16 protein-coding genes are annotated in these 18,077 nt (G+C 52.2%); 7 read left to right on the forward strand and 9 right to left on the reverse strand.

The features are described from left to right. Positions 1-94: 94 nt before the first annotated feature. From A9165_RS05190 to pspA, 5 genes are read right to left on the reverse strand one after another with little or no spacing between them, the layout of a single operon-like run. On the reverse strand, positions 95-1,105 hold the full coding sequence (locus A9165_RS05190; protein WP_008607532.1) for a YcjF family protein: 1,011 nt from the start codon (positions 1,103-1,105) through the stop codon (positions 95-97). Further along, positions 1,102-2,487, reverse strand: a complete 1,386-nt coding sequence (locus A9165_RS05195; protein WP_065955150.1) for a YcjX family protein — start codon at positions 2,485-2,487, stop codon at positions 1,102-1,104. Before A9165_RS05195 ends, A9165_RS05190 begins: the two co-directional genes overlap by 4 nt. A gap of 21 nt (positions 2,488-2,508) precedes the next feature. After that, complete coding sequence (gene pspC, locus A9165_RS05200) at positions 2,509-2,925, reverse strand: envelope stress response membrane protein PspC (RefSeq protein WP_008607530.1); 417 nt, start codon at positions 2,923-2,925, stop codon at positions 2,509-2,511. Continuing rightward, positions 2,915-3,154 (reverse strand): envelope stress response membrane protein PspB, encoded by a 240-nt coding sequence (gene pspB, locus A9165_RS05205; RefSeq protein ID WP_008607529.1) that lies wholly within the window; start codon positions 3,152-3,154, stop codon positions 2,915-2,917. Before pspB ends, pspC begins: the two co-directional genes overlap by 11 nt. 30 nt (positions 3,155-3,184) lie before the next feature. After that, positions 3,185-3,850: a phage shock protein PspA gene (gene pspA / locus A9165_RS05210; RefSeq protein WP_008607528.1), complete on the reverse strand. Its 666-nt coding sequence runs from the start codon at positions 3,848-3,850 to the stop codon at positions 3,185-3,187. A gap of 187 nt (positions 3,851-4,037) precedes the next feature. On the opposite strand from pspA, the gene pspF reads away from it, so the two are divergent. The 7 genes from pspF to A9165_RS05245 all read left to right on the forward strand — a co-directional run bounded on the left by pspF (position 4,038) and on the right by A9165_RS05245 (position 11,699). Further along, complete coding sequence (pspF, locus tag A9165_RS05215; RefSeq protein WP_008607525.1) at positions 4,038-5,129, forward strand: phage shock protein operon transcriptional activator; 1,092 nt, start codon at positions 4,038-4,040, stop codon at positions 5,127-5,129. Next, positions 5,126-6,736: an ABC transporter substrate-binding protein gene (locus tag A9165_RS05220; RefSeq protein WP_008607524.1), complete on the forward strand. Its 1,611-nt coding sequence runs from the start codon at positions 5,126-5,128 to the stop codon at positions 6,734-6,736. Before pspF ends, A9165_RS05220 begins: the two co-directional genes overlap by 4 nt. Beyond that, positions 6,733-7,749 (forward strand): ABC transporter permease subunit, encoded by a 1,017-nt coding sequence (locus A9165_RS05225; protein ID WP_065955151.1) that lies wholly within the window; start codon positions 6,733-6,735, stop codon positions 7,747-7,749. Before A9165_RS05220 ends, A9165_RS05225 begins: the two co-directional genes overlap by 4 nt. A gap of 1 nt (position 7,750) precedes the next feature. Further along, on the forward strand, positions 7,751-8,644 hold the full coding sequence (locus A9165_RS05230; protein ID WP_065955152.1) for an ABC transporter permease subunit: 894 nt from the start codon (positions 7,751-7,753) through the stop codon (positions 8,642-8,644). Next, positions 8,644-9,639, forward strand: coding sequence for an oligopeptide/dipeptide ABC transporter ATP-binding protein (locus tag A9165_RS05235; RefSeq protein ID WP_065955153.1), 996 nt, complete (start codon positions 8,644-8,646; stop codon positions 9,637-9,639). The genes A9165_RS05230 and A9165_RS05235 overlap by 1 nt, the downstream gene beginning before the upstream one ends. Beyond that, positions 9,636-10,400, forward strand: a complete 765-nt coding sequence (locus A9165_RS05240; protein ID WP_065955154.1) for an ATP-binding cassette domain-containing protein — start codon at positions 9,636-9,638, stop codon at positions 10,398-10,400. Before A9165_RS05235 ends, A9165_RS05240 begins: the two co-directional genes overlap by 4 nt. 105 nt (positions 10,401-10,505) lie before the next feature. Beyond that, positions 10,506-11,699, forward strand: coding sequence for a PDC sensor domain-containing protein (locus A9165_RS05245; RefSeq protein ID WP_065955155.1), 1,194 nt, complete (start codon positions 10,506-10,508; stop codon positions 11,697-11,699). A 58-nt stretch (positions 11,700-11,757) separates the two neighbouring features. On the opposite strand, the gene A9165_RS05250 is transcribed toward A9165_RS05245, so the two are convergent. From A9165_RS05250 to clpX, 4 genes are all read right to left on the reverse strand, one after another. After that, positions 11,758-13,665 carry a SurA N-terminal domain-containing protein gene (locus A9165_RS05250; protein WP_083216228.1) on the reverse strand — a complete coding sequence of 636 codons (1,908 nt, stop codon included), beginning with the start codon at positions 13,663-13,665 and terminating at the stop codon, positions 11,758-11,760. Between the two features lie 141 nt (positions 13,666-13,806). Further along, on the reverse strand, positions 13,807-14,079 hold the full coding sequence (gene hupB / locus A9165_RS05255; RefSeq protein WP_008607515.1) for a nucleoid-associated protein HU-beta: 273 nt from the start codon (positions 14,077-14,079) through the stop codon (positions 13,807-13,809). Between the two features lie 210 nt (positions 14,080-14,289). After that, positions 14,290-16,686, reverse strand: coding sequence for an endopeptidase La (gene lon / locus A9165_RS05260; protein ID WP_065955157.1), 2,397 nt, complete (start codon positions 16,684-16,686; stop codon positions 14,290-14,292). A 108-nt stretch (positions 16,687-16,794) separates the two neighbouring features. Then, positions 16,795-18,075 (reverse strand): ATP-dependent protease ATP-binding subunit ClpX, encoded by a 1,281-nt coding sequence (gene clpX, locus A9165_RS05265; RefSeq protein WP_008951451.1) that lies wholly within the window; start codon positions 18,073-18,075, stop codon positions 16,795-16,797. Between the last annotated feature and the right edge of the window lie 2 nt (positions 18,076-18,077).

Here is an 18,077-nt window from a genome sequence, read left to right on the forward strand (position 1 = left end):
GCTAAAATGGGAAGCAAGCCAGACGGCTTGCTGTCTGAAGTAATAAAAACTCTGACCAGTGCCCGCTGTCAGCTTTTGTTGGCAGACGGCGCTATCAGCTTTTGTTGGCAGTCGGCTCAGCCGGGCTAAAACGTCCAACCAGGGCTTTTGCCAGCTGTGCGGGCTGAATTTTCTGACTTTGCGCTAAGGGTAAAGGCCGTAATTGCATCATGGCGATATTGCCCAGCCGCGCCACCAATAAACCGGCAACCACGCCTTGCCCGGCCCGGGCAGAGAGTTTTGCCGTTAATTCACTGCTTAACACATCCGCCGCCATGTCGAGCGCCAATTCTGAGCTGCCGGCCCAAAGTAAGGTTGCTATCGCCTGCTTGATTAATACCAGACTACGCAACTGGCCAACAGGTGCGCCGTAGAGCCTGGCCAGCTGGCGTAACATCCGGCTGCTGCGCCACAGCACCAGTAACATATCCGCCAGCGCGAACGGGCTGATCGCGACAGCCAGACTGCTGTCGGTGGCACCGCGCCAGATCAGCTGTTGCGCCTGCCGATCCAAGGGTTGCAGCAGTTGCTGCTCAAATAAGGTCAGGATCTCGGTATCGCTGTGTTCAGGCTTGATCGCAGCACGCCAGTCAGCTATTGCAGTTTGCGTCAGCGCATCCGGCGGCAAAGCGCGCAAAATGGCATCGCAAAGCGGTAAGGCCTCTCCAAATTGCACATTCGCCGCAATGCGCTGCGCCTGTTGCTGCCACTGCTGATTACGTTGCAGCTGCCGCCACAAGCGCCACTCGCGGTAACACAGCACCAGCAGGATGGTCAGCACAGCGCCGGTAAACAGGCTAACCAGAGTACCGGCCAGCAGGCTTTGCTGCCATTGCTGTGTCAGCCAGGCTGTCCACTGCCAAAGCCCCAGTGAGATTAACGCCAGCAACGCGCACAGTGCCGCCAGCCATAACGCACTGAACCGGCTGGAGGCGGAAGGCTCTGGCGGCGCCATGTCATCCAGCGGTAACAGCGGCTGAGGTTCTAACTGCTGACGGGCTTTCGGGATTTCCACTGCTGCTATCTGCTCCTGGCTAAAATGCTGGGCCGACTTTAAGGGTTTCATCGTAGTTTGTCTCCGAGCAAAAATTCCAGCACATGATCCATCCGGACATGGGGTAAAGGTAAGGCGGCGGCCTGCGTTGTCGGCAATAAGGCTGGAAATTGAAACTGATGTTGCTGATACAAACCGGCCGGCGGGATCTGCGCCGGCACTTCGCCCGGATACAGGGTCACCGGCTCGCCAGTTGCCAGATCACGGCCGCTGATACAAGGCTGGCGTTGCCCCTGCTGCAACACAAAGCCAGCCTGACTGGCGCGCACAGCTGCAATCGCCATCGCTTCAGTGGCCGCACTGGCATAGACGCTTTGTTTGATCGGTTGCTGCAACAACTGCTGCAGCAATAACGTCAGGGCCTTATGCTGGTCCGGCGTCACATGATCCGCCTTACTGGCGGCAAACAGCACCTTGCTGATCTGCGGCTGAAATAACCGGCTTAGCAAGCTGGCCGGGCCATAGCGAAAGCTTTGCATTATCAAGCCGAGTGCCTGCTGTAACTCCTGTACCGCACTGTAACCGGCGTTTAATGCAGCCAGACAGTCCACCAGCACCACCTGACGGTCGAGCCTTGAAAAATGCTGCCGGTAAAAAGGCTTGATCACATAATCACAGTAGCTTTGATAATGCTCGGTCAGGCGGCGCAGCAGCGGCGAGTCCGTTTCCAGTTGCTCCGGCAATAACGGAAACAGTTGTAGCATCGGCGCGCCGGCCAGTTCACCGGGGATCAGTAACCGACCGGGTTGCTGCAGATAACAACCGCTCTGCTGACTGTATTGCAGCAGCAGGCTGCGGTAACTCTCTGTCAGCTGTTGCAGTTGCACCTCAGACAGGCTCTGTAAATCACACTGCTGCAAAAGTGCTTTAAACGCCACACTGCTGGCCTGACGGTGTGGCTGTTGAAACAGTTGCCAGCAAAATGTTGACCATTGCCGGTAATCCTGCTGTAGCAGCGGCAAATCGAGCAGCCATTCTCCCGGGTAATCAATAATTTCCAGCTGCAGCTCGCTATGCTGTTGCAACCGTGATCGAATAGCGCCCTGCGGGCGGTAGCGCAAGCTAAGGTTAAGCTGGCTCCAGCCGGTGGTTGATGGTGGCCATTGCGCAGGTTCGGCGCTCAGATAGTGTAAATTCTGTTCATACGGAAAGCGGGGGATCGCCAGTGGCTGGTTTTGTGCCAGCCGGCCACCGAGATAACGCCCCTGCTGTAGCACGCTAAAAAAAGGCAGATGCGCTGTTTGGTCGCCGATAGTCAACTGATGCACCAGTGAACTGATAAAGGCGGTTTTGCCGGCACCGCTCAGCCCGGTAACGCCAAGCCGCAGGTGCCGGTCCAGAGTGCGATGGCCAAGTTGCCGGCCGTGATACTGAATACTTTCCAACCAACTCATGCGCAGTCCGACAGTCAGGGGTTACAGGTTATTAAATTCACGGTTCAGCTGAAAGCGGCTGGATGTGACATGCCGCTCCATATCCCGCAATTTCAGCTCCATGCTGTTAAACTGATGATTCAGGTGTTGCAACGCCTGACGTGGTGACTCACCTCGCTGCCAAACCCGGGTTTTTAACTCCACCGGCTTATTGGCATAATCCTGGCTAGCCTCAGTCGAGCCGGCGGCAAAAGCCGCTTTCGACTTTTTTTCCAGCACCACCCAGGCCGCAATATAGAGCACCAGTACAATGCCACCACCGCCGAGGAAGAACGCCGAGACAGTAATGATCCGCACCAGCCACAATTCCCAGCCGAAGTAATCCGCAATACCGGCGCAGACCCCGGCGATTTTGCCGTTCTCGTCGTCCCGTAACAGTTCACGCTTTTTACTGACCATGCTGATTCCTCCATCTTGGGCTGTCGGCATCTAAAATGGCTTCCAGGGTTTTGATCCGCTCGGCCATTTTCTCAGCTCTGACGGTCAACTCGTTCAACTGGTTCAACTCAGCATCACTCAGGCCCTGTTTAATCTTATTTTTACTGCGGTAGTGCATAATCACCCACAGCGGTGCCACAAAGATCATAAACAGGATCAGTGGCACAAAAATAATCTCATGAATATCCATTCGTTAGTCCTTCAAAAAGGACGCCTGTACTCAGGCGTCTTTGTTCTGCATTTTGGCTTTCAGAGCAGCCAGTTCCTGGTCAATTTTGTCTTGCGCAGCCAGCTCAGCAAATTCGTCTTTTAACGATTTCTTACCTAAATCATAGGCTTCAACCTGAGCTTCCAGCGTATCAATTTTCTGCTCGTAACGCTCAAATTTGTACATCGCATCGTTAATCTTGTTGCTATCCAGTGTTTTCTTCACTTCCAGACGGTTAGCAACGGTCTGACGGCGCATTAACATGCTCTTTTGCCGTGCTTTGGCATCGGCCAGCTTTTCCTGTAACTGGGCGACTTCGTCCTGTAACTTGCTGATATGCTCATCCAGATTAGCAATGTCACGGGCAACTGCATCGGCTTGTTCGCTGGCTTTCTCCCGTTCAATCAGGGCAGAGCGTGCCAGATCGTCACGTTCCTTTGACAATGCCAGTTCGGCCTTCGCCTGCCAGTCTGCGGCTTCTTCCTGCAGCCGGTTGATCAGGCGTTGTAACTCTTTTTTCTCCGCGATGGTTTTCGCTGAAGAAGAGCGAACTTCGACCAGTGTATCTTCCATTTCCTGAATAATCAGGCGGACCATTTTCTCCGGATCTTCCGCTTTATCCAGTAAAGCGTTGATATTGGAGTTCACGATATCGGAGAAGCGTGAAAAAATACCCATAATAATTACCTCTGTTTAATGATGACTGACATCGACACCTTTTGTTATTCAGGTTTCTTGCCAACTTGCAAAATCAGATTAATCAATTGAAATTAAACATTATTTTTTATTTTAAAATTCAACTATCGCTTAGTCACGTTATGAAATACACTATTTATTAGTAATTTTCGCTAACTTATGGCTGCTCATGAATAGGAAGTTCCAACAAGATAACCTGCTAGGCCAGGCCAACAGTTTTTTAAACGTGCTGGATCAGGTGTCACAACTGGCGCCGCTGGATAAGCCGGTGCTGATCATTGGCGAGCGCGGTACCGGTAAAGAACTGATTGCAGCCCGTCTGCACTTTCTGTCGCAGCGCTGGGATCAACAATATCTTACGCTGAACTGTGCTGCCTTAAACGAAAATTTATTAGAAAGCGAACTGTTCGGGCATGAAGCCGGTGCCTTTACCGGCGCCAGTAAACGCCATGAGGGCCGCTTTGAGCGCGCCAATGGCGGCACCCTGTTTTTGGACGAATTGGCCAATACCCCGGCCATGGTGCAGGAAAAATTGCTGCGGGTTATTGAATATGGCGAATTTGAGCGGGTTGGTGGCAGCCGGCCGGTGCGGGTGGATGTGCGCCTGGTCTGCGCCACCAATGAAGATCTGCCCTCGATGGCAGAACAAGGCGAATTTCGGGCAGATTTACTGGACCGTCTGGCGTTTGATGTGATCACTCTGCCGCCGATGCGCGAGCGCCGGGAGGATATTCTGCTGCTGGCGGAGCACTTTGCCATCAACATGGCACGCGAGCTGGGGCTGGAGTTATTCAGCGGCTTTACTGAAAAAGCTAAGAAAACGCTGCTGGACTACGACTGGCCCGGTAATGTACGGGAGTTGAAAAACGTGGTTGAGCGCGCCGTATACCGCAACAATAATGGCTATGTGCCGGTACATACTATTCAGCTCGACCCCTTTGAATCAGCCTACCGGCCACAGAAAAGGATCAAAGCACCAGTGAGCCGGGTGCTATCTGAGCCGCTACCGCAGGCAACGCAGCCCCTGGCATCGGCCCTACAGCCCGGCTCGGCGGCAGTACAAGGCGTTGCCGCAGAGTTTGATTTTTCCGGCAACCTGGATTTTAAAACGCTGTCGCAGGACTTTGAGGTGCGCTTAATTAAGCAAGCACTGGCAGCTTGTCAGTATAATCAGAAAAAAACCGCCGATGTGCTGGGACTGACCTATCATCAGCTCAGGGGGTATATGAAAAAATATCAGTTACTGGATAGTCAGCAGTGAAATATCTGTCTTGTTTAAGCCTGCTTTGTGTTGCCCTGCTCGGCGGCTGCAGCCGGGATCAGGGCCCGCTGCGTGAGGGCGGTTTAGTCTATTGCGCAGAGGGCTCACCGGAACATTTTAATCCACAGCGGGTGACCTCTGGCACCACCATTGATATTATCAGCCAGCAACTGTACGACCGGCTGCTGGATATTGACCCGCAAAGTGGCGATCTGCTGCCGGCTCTGGCCAGCAGCTGGCAGCGCTCTGCCGACGGCAGAACCTATGAGTTTCAGCTCAGACCCGATGTGCAGTTTCATCAGACACATTATTTTACCCCCAGCAGACCATTGCAGGCAGCCGATGTGGTCTTTACTTTTAATCGTATTTTACAGCCAGACCATCCCTTCCATGCTGTCGGCGGTGCTGTCTATCCCTATTTTCAGAGTGTTGACTGGACAGCTCTGGTAACCGAAGTGCGGGCAACAGGCCCGCTTACCGTGCAGTTTCAGCTTAGCCGGCCTGACAGCTCTTTCCTGTCTAATCTGGCTACGGATTTTGCCGCTATTCTGTCGGCTGAATATGCCGGGCAATTACTGGCCAGCGGCCGGCCGGCACAAATTGATAGTTTGCCGGTTGGTACAGGGCCGTTTTTCTTCCGCGAGTACCAAAAAGATGTTCTGGTACGCTTTTACCGGCATGCCAACTACTGGCGCGGTGAAGCGGCGATGGCACAGCTGGTATTTGATATAGTGCCGAATAACGCCCGACGAATGGCCAAGCTGTTAACCCATGAGTGCGACATTATTGCCTATCCGCGACTGGCCGAGCTGGCGCTGATCACCGAACGGCCTGATGTCCGGGTGCAGGAAAGCACCAGTATGAATGTCGGTTTCTGGGCCTTTAATACCCGTAAAGCGCCCTTTGACAATGTTAAGGTGCGCCAGGCGCTATCGCTGGCGATTAATCAACGGGCGATTTTGCAAGCCGTGTATTTTAATCAGGCCACCGCCGCCCGCTCCGTGCTGCCGCCGACTTCCTGGGCCTTTAACCCGCAAATTCCGTTGCATGAATATAACCCACAACGGGCACGCGAGCTGCTGGCCGAGGCCGGTTATGGCAATGGCTTTAATATGAACATCTGGGCGATGCCGGTACAACGTTTGTACAACCCCAATGCATTGAAAATGGCTGAATTACTGCAGGCCGACCTGGCGCAGATCGGAGTTAACGCCAGCATTGTCAGCTACGAGTGGAATGCTTTCCGCCGCCGGCTCAGTCAGGGCGAGCATGATTCCGTATTGATTGGCTGGGCCGCGGACAATGCCGATCCGGACAACTTTTTCCGGCCACTGCTTAGCTGTGCCGCCGCAGACAGCGGCTCTAACCGTGCCCTGTGGTGCGATCCGGTCTTTGACCGCATGATTAATCAGGCGCTGCTAACCAGTGATCAGCAGCAAAGACGTAGTTACTACCTGGCAGCCCAACAATATCTGCATAACGAGCTCCCTCTGGTTGCTATGGCGCATTCGCAGCGGATCCAGGCACTGAACTCGCAGGTAGAAGGCGTCAGTATTAACCCCTATGGTGGTATTGCCTTATTTCAGGCCAGACGGGTGCAACCATGACCATTTACCTGTTGCGCCGGCTGTTTTTACTTGGCACCGTATTACTGGGGTTAAGTATTTTCGCCTTTAGCCTCGGCTACCTGTTTCCTGGCGAGCCATTGCAAAACTTCTCCGGTTTACGCTATCTGGATGACACCACACGCGAGCAGCTGACCCTGGCGTACCGGCTCGACAGCTCTTATTTACAGCAGTATCTGGCATTTATCCAGCGCCTCTGGCACGGCGATTGGGGGCTATCTCTCGCCAGCCAGCAACCGCTGTTAACTGAGATCCGTCAGGTGTTACCGGCAACGTTGGAGTTAACCAGTTACGCCCTGCTGGTATCCTTTTTTGTCGGGGTACCGCTTGGTATTCTGGCGGCAATCAAACCAGACGGTGTCGTCGGCAAATGTATCTCGGCCATCGCCATCACCGGTTATTCGCTGCCCATATTCTGGTGGGGTCTCTTGCTGATTATGGTATTCGCAGTAGGTCTGGGTTGGTTTCCATCCGGTGGCCGCCTTGGCGTGCTCTACGAGATCCCGCCGCAAACCGGTTTTATGCTGATCGATATTCTGTTGTCCGATGTCAGCTACCAACAGGCGGCGCTACAGGACGCCTTACGACATCTGTTGTTACCCACCCTGGCGCTCGCGACCTTTCCAACTACTGTGATGATCCGCTTTGTGCGCGATGCGATGCTCGATGTCTGGGAGCAAAGCTATATTAAAACCGCAAAGGCCAAAGGGTTAAGCCGGTTGCAGGTGTTGTACCGGCATGGCTTGCGCAATGCCCTGTTACCGGTGATCCGGCAAATTGGCCTGCAGTTTAGTACCCTGATCACGCTTGCCATGCTAACCGAAGTGATCTTCTCCTGGCCCGGCATTGGCCGCTGGCTGATCGACAGCATCTATCAGCGCAACTTCCCGGCAATCCAGGCCGGGCTGATGATTATTTCGGTACTGGTGATTACGGTCAATATGCTGACCGAAATCCTGCATACTTTCTTTAACCCGCTGGCCAGGAAGCGTTAAGATGCAGAAGTTTCGCTTGTATTTTGAAGAGAAAAACCGCTCCCCCCTGGTGCAGCTGTGGCGTGAATTTGCCCGTCAGCACAGTGCCCTGTTTGGCCTGGCCTTGTTTGCCGGTTTTTTGTTACTGAGTATTCTGGCGTCGCTGCTGACACCACATGACCCCTATCTGCAGGCCGATCATTTATTACTGTTACCGCCGTCCTGGTCAGAACAAGGTCTGGTACAGTATCCTTTTGGTACCGATGATTTAGGACGGGATTTGCTGTCCAGAATGCTCAAGGGTACTACCTATACCTTCGGTCTGGCATTGGTCACGGTGCTGGGAGCCTTAATCGCCGGTTTGGCGCTGGGCGCACTGGCAGGCATGAGCCGTGGCGTTAAATCGAGCTTTTTTAATCATTTACTTGATTTAATCCTGACCATCCCGTCGCTACTATTGGCGATTATTATTGTCGCGGTATTAGGCCCAGGCCTGGCGAACACTGCCTGGGCTGTTAGTCTGGCGTTACTGCCACAATTTGTGCACGGCATTCGTAATGCTATTGCTGAACAACTAAAGCAGGACTACGTTACCGCCTACCGGCTGGATGGCGCCAATAACTGGCAGGTCCTGACCCGGTTGGTGATCCCAAATATTTGGGAAAAAGTCACCATTATGTGTTCGATGGCGTTATCCACCGCCATTCTAGATATCGCCGCGCTGGGCTTTCTCAGCCTGGGCGCCCAGGCGCCAACTGCGGAATGGGGGGCGATGATCAATGACTCGCTGGATCTGATTTATCTGGCACCAGCCAGCGTTGCGATCCCAGGCTTATTGATTTTTACTGCTGTACTCTCTGTTAATCTGGTCGGCGATGGCCTGAAAATCGCCATGCAACGCAGGCGGGAAGGCTGATGCTACTACTGGATATTAAAAACCTGACCATAGAGCTGGAGACCCCGGATGGTTTGATCCGGGCTGTTGACCGGGTCAGTTTATCATTAAAAGAGGGCGAAACCCGTGGCCTGGTCGGTGAGTCAGGCTCCGGGAAAAGTCTGGTGGCCAAGGCCATTGTCGGCGTGCTAAACCGGCGCTGGCACGTGCATGCTGACCGTTTTAACTGGTTAGGGCAAGACTTACTCAGGATCAGCAGCGAGCAGCGGCGACAGATTATCGGCCGCGACATCGCGATGATTTATCAGGAGCCAAGCCGTAGCCTGGATCCGACCGCCGAAATCGGTGAACAGCTGGAAGAGGCGATTCCAAGCCATCTGCTGGAGAGTCGTTGGTGGCAAAGACCCTTTGAGCGTAAGAAACGCGCTATTGCCCTACTGCACAAAGTCGGGATCCGCGACCATCAAAATGTGATGCAAAGTTATCCGTTTCAGTTATCCGAAGGGGTTTGTCAAAAAATTATGATCGCGATGGCGATTGCGAAAAACCCGAAACTGTTAATTGCCGATGAACCCACCACGGCGCTGGAGAGCACCACCCAGGCACAACTATTTCGGTTACTGGCCAGTTTTAATCAGTTAAAAGGTATGGCAGTGCTGCTGATCAGTCATGAACTGGAAAGCGTTGCCCGTTATACCCAAAATTTAAGCGTCCTGTACTGCGGGCAGCTGGTTGAAAGTGGTGACACTGCCAGCTTGCTGCAACAGCCTTTGCATCCCTATACCGACGCCCTGATTAAAAGCGTACCGGAGTTTCAACCCGAACTGGCCCCTAAAAGTCCGCTCTATGCGCTACATGGCAGCATTCCAACGTTACAGCATTTACCCATTGGCTGCCGCCTCGGCCCCCGCTGTCCGAATGCCCGCAAGGAATGTGTAAAGACACCGCAGCAGGAACGCTTACAAAATCATTTTTTTAGCTGCCATTTTCCGCTGCTGGGTAAAGGTGAGAAATGAGTAACTTACTCGAAGTTGAACAGCTGTCTAAAACCTACGTCAAGCATTTAGGTTTATTCCGGCGTAAACGGATCCAGGCGTTACACGATATCAGCTTTAGTTTGCAGTCTGGTAAAACCCTGGCGATAGTCGGCGAAACCGGCTCTGGTAAAAGCACCCTGGCGAAGTTACTGGTTGGGATCGAAAAACCGGATAGCGGGGTGATCCGCCTGGCTGGCGAGCCGGTGGAGATCAGCCACTATAAAAAGTATAACCATGTGATCCGCTTTATCTTTCAGGATGCCAGTCAATCACTGAACCCATTGCAGAAAGTCGGTCAGATGCTGGAAGATGTACTGCGGTTCAGCACCATTCTCGACCCTACGCAACGCCGCACCAAGATCCGCAAGACACTACGTCAGCTTGGTTTATTAGACGAACATGCTGAGTTTTATCCACATATGTTTTCCGGCGGGCAGCTACAACGGGTCGCACTGGCCAGAGCCTTGATCCTCGATCCCAAGCTGTTAATTCTTGATCAGGCCCTGTCAGCACTGGACCCATCCCTGCGCGCCCAAATCGTTAATCTGCTGCTGGAATTACAGCAAAAAAACGATCTGGCCTATCTGCTGATTACTAATAACCTGCAGCTGGTACAGCATCTGAGTGATGATATGCTGGTATTGTCAGAAGGCGAAACAACGGATTATGGCCCCACGGCCGAGGTTTTTCGCGCGCCGCGCCATGACTACACCCGTAAATTACTCAATAGCTTGCTCTAAAGTACGGCTATAATTAGGGCGTGTTAACGATTGCTGCAAAAACAAGCAGCAAACGTTAACACGCCCTACTACAACTCAGGGATAGTTGCGCTTGCAGGATACTTTATGCTTACAGCACTTTTCATTCTCAGCATCCAGACCATAACGCCGGCGCAAATGGCCACCAATATGCCACTGGACAATCAGGATGCCAGCCGACGGCAGATCGACTGTATTTTCCAGCGTATGCAGCAGCCCTACCAGCTATTAAGCTTACCCTGGCTCAGAGCGCGGCAGGAAATCCGGCTAAATCGCCTTGACGGCTATTTCAGCGCTATTCTGCTTAGCGAAATGGAACCCTTTGGCGAACTCTCAGCGCCGCTGTATCTGGAAAACTGGTATTGGATTGAACATCTTCAGTCGGTAAAACTGGCAGTTCATGAAAAGGCGCTGGGGGCGGTACGCGGCAGTCATCAGCAAAAATGGTTTCAATTGATGGCAGAAACCGTCACAAGCGAAGTCAATACCGATGAGGAACTGGTCCGCCTGCTGCAATTAAAGCGCGTCGATCGGATCCTGATGGATTTAGAGGCATTTCAGTTAAACGCTGAACGCCTGGGTCTGGATCAGAGCGACTACCAGCTAAGCTTTTTCCGTTATGTGCCGTTGGGGGTTTATTTCTCAAATCAGTTTTTGCAACTGAGACCACAGTTTCTCAACCGCTTTAACGCCCTGATCGCGGGCTGCAGCCAACAGAGTTTTGCGCTCTCACCGCAGGAACAGCAGTTAATACTGCAACGCTTTTTGCCGCAGGCGCAGGCACTAAGCCGCCGTCAGGATGTGCAGCAGGCATTAGGCGCTGCCAAGCAGCAGCTGTGGACCGAACAGCAGATCCTGCAACAGGATCAACAATGGATCGAAGAAGTGGAACTGGGTATCGCGACCCTGGCAAAGCAAATGTTACTAAGCCCACTTTCCTTGCAACTACAACAGTTCCAACACAGTTTTGCCGGGCAGATTGCGGAGATTATCCTGATGGATGTGCAGGGGCGTAATGTCGCCATCAGCGAGATCACCTCAGATTTCTGGCAGGGTGACGAAGCGAAATATCAGCAAGTCTTCGGCACTAAGCAAAGCTACTTTCTGGATGAGGTACAGTTTGATGCCTCAACCGCACGCTTTCTGACCCAGCTCAGTATCCCGGTAATCGCTGCTGATGGCCGTCAGCTTGGCGTCCTTACTCTGGGACTGGATGTTGAAACTAGTCTGCAGTATTGCCAACTAAACGGTGATAGTATCGGCAGCTGCGACACTCAATAGCAGAGTGTGTGATAGCAAAAAAAAGCCCCGGATATCCGGGGCTTGTACTAGCTGAGATTTAAATATCGTCAGGTTGGGTAGTATTGCGCAATTGACGGCTGATTTTCGCATCAGCCCGCAGTACTGCCAATAACGCCTGATAATTTTGCTCCGCTTGCTGACGGGCAATAGCTTCCAACTGACCAGCATCCGGTACGCTGCTGATCTCAGCGTCCGTTACTGCCGATACCGCTACCAGAACGACATCGCCATTGGCGAGTTGCACTGAATCCAGGCTGGTAACGCCACTCTCTGGTCTTGGCATAGCGAAAGCTTTGGCACGGATCTCAGTACCCAGAGCGCCACCAAAACGCGGTGTTGCTGGATGGTCATTAATGGTTACCGCAACCTGAGTTGCCAGACTGTCCAGATCCGTTTTCGCCGCAAGTAACTCAGCTGCATAGGCCGCGGTTAATCTGGCCAGCTCTTGCTGTTGTACCGCTGCTTCAACTTCTGGGCGTACTTCATCCAGTGGCAGGGTGCGGGCAACCTGATGCTCTTTCACCCGCACGACCAACACCTGATCCCGCGCCAGTTCAATCACATCACTGTTTAAACGCTCAGCAATAAAGGTCGGATTAAACAAGCGGCTTAATACGGCGGGCTGCGCCAATAAGGCAGGTGCAGTGTTGCGGCTAAATAAGGTCGTGTGCTGGACCTTCACGCCGATAGCTTCGGCTGCATCTTCCAGGTTATCCGGCTGTTCGAAAGCGGTTTGCGCCAGTCGCTGCTGCAAGTCGTAAAACAGTGCTGTTGCCTGGTCGGCCTGTAACTGATTACGGATTTCAGTTGCTACCTCAGCTAGGGTCTTGGTTGTCGCAGGGGTAAATTTACTGAGTTTGATAATATGATAACCAAACTCGCTACGTACCACACCCGACAGCTCACCTTCTGCCGCTAATGCCATCGCCGCCGCTTCAAAGGCCGCATCCATCTGGCCGGCAACCAGCGGACCCAATTCACCGCCGTTTTGGGCTGAGAAGGTATCAGCTGAGTGCTGCTGCGCCAGGGCAGCGAAATCTGCGCCCGCTTTTAACTCAGCTAATAACGCTTGAGCCTGCTGCTCGATCGCACTGTCGTCCTGCTCGGTTTCCAACATGATATGCGCGACTTCGCGCCGCTCGGCGCTACCAAAGCGCGCCTGATTAGCCTGATAGTAGTCAGCCACCTGCTGCTCCGTCACTTCGATATCCGCTACCAGAGCCGCTGCTGATAACTCCACATACTCAACAGCCACTTGCTCGGGCGTCATGAAACGCGCAATTTGCTGCTGATAATAGCTTTGTATTTGTTCTTCGCTCAGGTTTAACTGGCTACGGAAACGCTCAGCCGGTATCGTCAGGTAGCGAATGTCGCGGGTTTGCTGTTGCAGAGCGAGTAACTGATTAATCTCACCGGCTAGACCAAACTCACTGCCCAGCAGACCTTGCATCAACTGACTGCCTGACAGATCTTCGCGGATCAGTTCACGGAACTCGGCTGGTTGATAGCCCGCTTGACGCAGAATGGCAATAAAACGGTCATTGTTAAAGACGCCATCGACCTGGAATTCCGGCAGATTCACCACCGCAGCACGCACCTGATCATCGCCAACCCGCAAACCCAAACGACGGGCAAACTGCTTTTGCAAGGTGTCGTCAATCAGCCGCTCTAACACTTCGCTACGAAAATTGGCCATATAACCCGGGTCAGCGGCCAGCATGTCGTACATTTCACCAAACTGCTGCTGCATCCGCGAGCGTTCACTTTGCAGTGCTTGCTCGAAGCGTGCCTGACTGATTTCTTCGCCGTTCACCACGGCGACTATCGCCTCACGGGGTGAGCTGAGGTAACCGCCGACGCCTGCCAATGCAAATGTCAGGATCACCAGGCCAAGAATGATCTTGGCGGTCATACCCTGTGAGCCTTCTCTGATTCGTTCTAACATCGTTGCGCTTTCTCTGTTATGTCGTGACACAAAAGTTGTGTTAAAAAAAAAGCGCATCTTAACAGATGCGCCTTTTTTATAGAAGCCTGAGCTAAGCTACCGGCTTGTGGAACTCCCCCGGCGCGCCGGACGGAAATTCTATTAGTTAACTGCGTCTTTTAACGCTTTACCCGGCTTGAAAGAAGGAATTTTCGCAGAAGCGATTTGGATAGTAGCGCCGGTTTGTGGGTTACGGCCAGTACGGGCTGCACGCTCACGTACGCTGTAAGTACCAAAACCAACTAAAGCTACTGAGTCGCCTTCCTTAAGAGCTTCGGTAACAGCGTCGATGAACGCGTCTAAAGCACGACCTGCTGCGGCCTTAGAGATATCTGCATTCGCAGCAATTTTGTCGATCAGTTGAGACTTGTTCACAATATCATCCCCTTCAATTGTTATTATTTTCTACAACTACAAGCTATTAGGTTTAATCCTTGCCTGCTTGTTATAACAAGCAAAGACATTGCTTGCAAGCAGCAGAAACATTAAAACTAATCTTTTTTGGCTTAGGCTGTAGCCCTTGCAACACAAGGGCTTAGCCGAAACTGTCCATAACTTAGCACAGCCAACGGGAATGAAAAGCCCCTAAACCGGATTTTTTTCGGTTTTTTTGCTTTTTGCTGCATTTTTTGCCGTATTTGGCACTGTTACCCGTGCCAAAGGCTCTTGCAATGCGGCTTCCAGCACCTCTTCAATCCATTTTACCGGCGTGATTTGCAACGCACTTTTCACGTTTTCCGGAATTTCTTTCAGGTCGCGAACATTATCAAAAGGTATTAATACCCGCTTGATGCCGCCTCGATGTGCGGCCAGTAACTTCTCTTTTAAGCCACCAATCGGTAACACTTCACCGCGCAGCGTAATTTCACCGGTCATGGCCACATCAGCCCGTACCGGATTACCAGTTAAACTGGAGACCAGGGCGGTGACCATCGCAATACCAGCACTTGGGCCATCTTTTGGCGTTGCCCCTTCCGGCACATGCACATGGATATCGCGTTTCTCGTAAAAATCTTCGTTTATCCGCAGCCCCTCTGCGCGGCTGCGCACCACCGTCATCGCCGCCTGAATGGATTCTTTCATCACATCACCGAGTGAACCGGTATAGGTCAGCTTACCCTTACCCACGACAGCCGCCGCTTCAATGGTTAGTAAATCGCCCCCCACTTCGGTCCAGGCGAGACCGGTCACCTGACCGATGCGGTTGCTGTCTTCGGCTTTACCGTAGTCAAAGCGGTGTACACCTAAGAACTCTTCCAGATTAGCGTCGTTAATCACGACTTGCTTTAAACCTTTGCTTAGCAGAATTTGCTTCACTGCCTTGCGGCAAAGTTTCGAAATTTCCCGCTCTAAGCTGCGCACCCCGGCTTCACGGGTGTAGTAACGGATAATGCCGATAATGGCGCTATCCTCAATCAGCACTTCTGACGGCTTCAAACCATTACGGCTGACTTGCTTCGGCACCAAATGCTGTTTGGCGATATTCAGCTTTTCATCCTCGGTATAACCCGATAAGCGGATGACTTCCATCCGATCCAGCAGAGCCGGCGGAATATTCAGGCTGTTAGAGGTGGCGAAAAACATCACATCAGACAGATCGTAGTCAACTTCCAGGTAATGATCGCTAAAGGCGCCATTCTGCTCCGGATCCAGTACCTCTAACAACGCCGCTGCCGGATCACCGCGGAAATCCGATGCCATCTTGTCAATTTCATCCAGCAGGAACAATGGGTTACGCACTCCAACTTTTGCCATCTTCTGGATAATCTTGCCTGGCATCGAGCCGATATAAGTACGGCGGTGACCACGGATTTCCGCTTCATCCCGCACCCCGCCTAAGGCCATCCGCACATATTTGCGGCCGGTTGCCTTGGCAACCGATTGCCCCAGTGACGTTTTACCGACACCCGGCGGACCAACTAAACACAGAATGGGCCCTTTTAACTTGTTAACCCGCTGCTGCACTGCCAGATATTCCATGATCCGCTCTTTGACCTTCTCCAGGCCATAGTGATCGGCATTCAGGATTTGCTCAGCGGCAGCCAGGTTTTTCTTTACCTTAGAGCGTGTCTGCCACGGCACCTGAGTTAACCAGTCAATATAGCTGCGCACCACTGTAGCCTCTGCGGACATCGGTGACATCATTTTCAGCTTTTGCAGCTCAGCCTTAGCCTTGGCTTCTGCTTCAGCCGGCATTTTCGCCTCAGCAATTTTTTTCGACAGGGTTTCAAACTCATCCGGCGCATCTTCCAGCTCACCGAGCTCGCGCTGGATTGCTTTCATTTGTTCGTTCAGATAGTACTCGCGCTGGCTTTTCTCCATCTGCTTTTTCACCCGGCTGCGGATGCGGCGCTCGACCTGCAGAATATCGATCTCGCTCTCCATCATCGCCATCAGATACTCCAGCCGTTCGGTCACGTCCGTCAGCTCCAGTACCTTTTGCTTATCTTCGACTTTCAGCGGCATATGCGCCGCCATAGTATCAGCCAGACGGGCCGCATCATCGATACCACTTAGCGCAGTGAGTACCTCAGGCGGGATCTTTTTATTTAGCTTGATATAGCCTTCAAACTGGTTAATTGCCGAACGCAGGAATACTTCCTGCTCACGGCTATCGATGTCCTGAGTTGGCACCAGCTCGACAAAGGCCGCAAAGCTGTCTTTGGTCTCAGTAAATTTACTCAGTTTTGCGCGCTTACCGCCTTCAACTAACACCTTAACGGTGCCATCCGGTAGTTTTAACAGTTGCAGAATAGTGGCAACGGTACCGATCTGATACAAATCTTTTTCGGTAGGATCATCCAGAGTGGCGTCTTTTTGTGCCACTAAAAAGATCTGCTTATCATTGTCCATCGCCGCATCTAAACACTTAATAGACTTCGCCCGGCCAACAAAAAGTGGGATCACCATATGCGGGTAAACAACGACATCCCGCAATGCCAATACCGGCATATGCAAGGTTTCTTGGTGTTCTGTGGTCATGAAATAGCTCTCGAAATTAATAACTGCAGGCGATATAAGCCAGTATATGGGGCTTTTTCCGGAAACTTCAATTCATCAGATAAAAAAGGAGCTTTGCAGCTCCCTTTTTTAATGCGATTCGGCTACCGCCGGCTCACTGCTCTCGTAGATAAGTATGGGCTGACTCTCACCGCGGATCACTGTCTCGTCGATAACAACCTTGCTGACATCCTGCATCGACGGTAATTCGTACATGGTATCCAGCAACACGCCTTCGACGATAGAGCGTAAACCCCGGGCGCCGGTCTTACGGTCCATGGCTTTTTGCGCGATGGCTTTTAAGGCATCATCGCGAAACTCCAGATCGACCTCTTCCATCGCGAACAAGGCAGCAAACTGCTTGATCAGCGCATTCTTTGGCTGACTCAGGATCTGCATCAGCGCATCCAGGTCCAGCTCGGTCAATGTAGCAACTACCGGCAGACGGCCAATAAATTCCGGGATCAGGCCGTATTTCACTAAGTCTTCCGGTTCTACATCGCGGAAGCTTTCGGTCAGGCTGCGGCTACTTTCTTTGCTTTTCACTTCAGCGCCAAAACCAATACCTGAGCCTTTCGCCATCCGCTGTTCAATAACTTTGTCCAGGCCAGCGAAGGCGCCACCACAGATAAACAGGATCTTTGAGGTATCAACCTGCAAAAACTCCTGCTGTGGGTGCTTACGACCACCTTGTGGTGGTACCGAAGCAATGGTGCCTTCAATCAGCTTTAACAGCGCCTGCTGTACCCCCTCACCGGACACATCACGGGTAATAGACGGGTTATCAGACTTGCGTGAGATCTTGTCGATTTCATCGATATAGACAATACCGCGCTGCGCTTTTTCGACGTCGTAATCGCATTTTTGCAGCAGTTTCTGAATGATATTTTCCACGTCTTCACCAACATAACCAGCTTCGGTTAATGTGGTGGCGTCGGCCATGGTAAAAGGCACATCCAGTAAACGCGCCAGGGTTTCAGCCAGCAGCGTTTTACCGCTACCGGTAGGACCGATCAATAGAATATTACTCTTACCCAGTTCCACATCCTGCTTTTGCTGGATGCTACGCAGGCGTTTGTAGTGGTTATAGACCGCTACCGCCAGAACTTTCTTCGCATGCTCCTGACCGATCACATAATCGTCCAGATGTTTGCGGATCTCGCGCGGCGTCGGCAACTTTTCGGTATCACGCTTCGGCGAGATATCTTTAATCTCTTCCCGAATGATATCGTTGCATAGGTCAACGCATTCATCACAAATATAAACTTGTGGCCCTGCGATCAACTTACGCACTTCATGCTGTGATTTGCCACAAAAAGAGCAGTACAGTAATTTGCCGCTCTTATCGCCGTCAGTGCGGTGATCAGACATGT

The organism is Alishewanella sp. HH-ZS (assembly GCF_001704375.1).
GTDB classification, from domain to species: domain Bacteria; phylum Pseudomonadota; class Gammaproteobacteria; order Enterobacterales; family Alteromonadaceae; genus Alishewanella; species Alishewanella aestuarii.

Bases quoted from the DNA above. Each gene is read 5' to 3' on its own strand.
- A9165_RS05190 (WP_008607532.1), bottom strand. From the start codon at position 1,105: ATGAAACCCTTAAAGTCGGCCCAGCATTTTAGCCAGGAGCAGATAGCA.
- A9165_RS05195 (WP_065955150.1), bottom strand. From the start codon at position 2,487: ATGAGTTGGTTGGAAAGTATTCAGTATCACGGCCGGCAACTTGGCCAT.
- pspC (WP_008607530.1), bottom strand. From the start codon at position 2,925: ATGGTCAGTAAAAAGCGTGAACTGTTACGGGACGACGAGAACGGCAAA.
- pspB (WP_008607529.1), bottom strand. From the start codon at position 3,154: ATGGATATTCATGAGATTATTTTTGTGCCACTGATCCTGTTTATGATC.
- pspA (WP_008607528.1), bottom strand. From the start codon at position 3,850: ATGGGTATTTTTTCACGCTTCTCCGATATCGTGAACTCCAATATCAAC.
- pspF (WP_008607525.1), top strand. From the start codon at position 4,038: ATGAATAGGAAGTTCCAACAAGATAACCTGCTAGGCCAGGCCAACAGT.
- A9165_RS05225 (WP_065955151.1), top strand. From the start codon at position 6,733: ATGACCATTTACCTGTTGCGCCGGCTGTTTTTACTTGGCACCGTATTA.
- A9165_RS05230 (WP_065955152.1), top strand. From the start codon at position 7,751: ATGCAGAAGTTTCGCTTGTATTTTGAAGAGAAAAACCGCTCCCCCCTG.
- A9165_RS05235 (WP_065955153.1), top strand. From the start codon at position 8,644: ATGCTACTACTGGATATTAAAAACCTGACCATAGAGCTGGAGACCCCG.
- A9165_RS05240 (WP_065955154.1), top strand. From the start codon at position 9,636: ATGAGTAACTTACTCGAAGTTGAACAGCTGTCTAAAACCTACGTCAAG.
- A9165_RS05245 (WP_065955155.1), top strand. From the start codon at position 10,506: ATGCTTACAGCACTTTTCATTCTCAGCATCCAGACCATAACGCCGGCG.
- A9165_RS05250 (WP_083216228.1), bottom strand. From the start codon at position 13,665: ATGTTAGAACGAATCAGAGAAGGCTCACAGGGTATGACCGCCAAGATC.
- lon (WP_065955157.1), bottom strand. From the start codon at position 16,686: ATGACCACAGAACACCAAGAAACCTTGCATATGCCGGTATTGGCATTG.
- clpX (WP_008951451.1), bottom strand. From the start codon at position 18,075: ATGTCTGATCACCGCACTGACGGCGATAAGAGCGGCAAATTACTGTAC.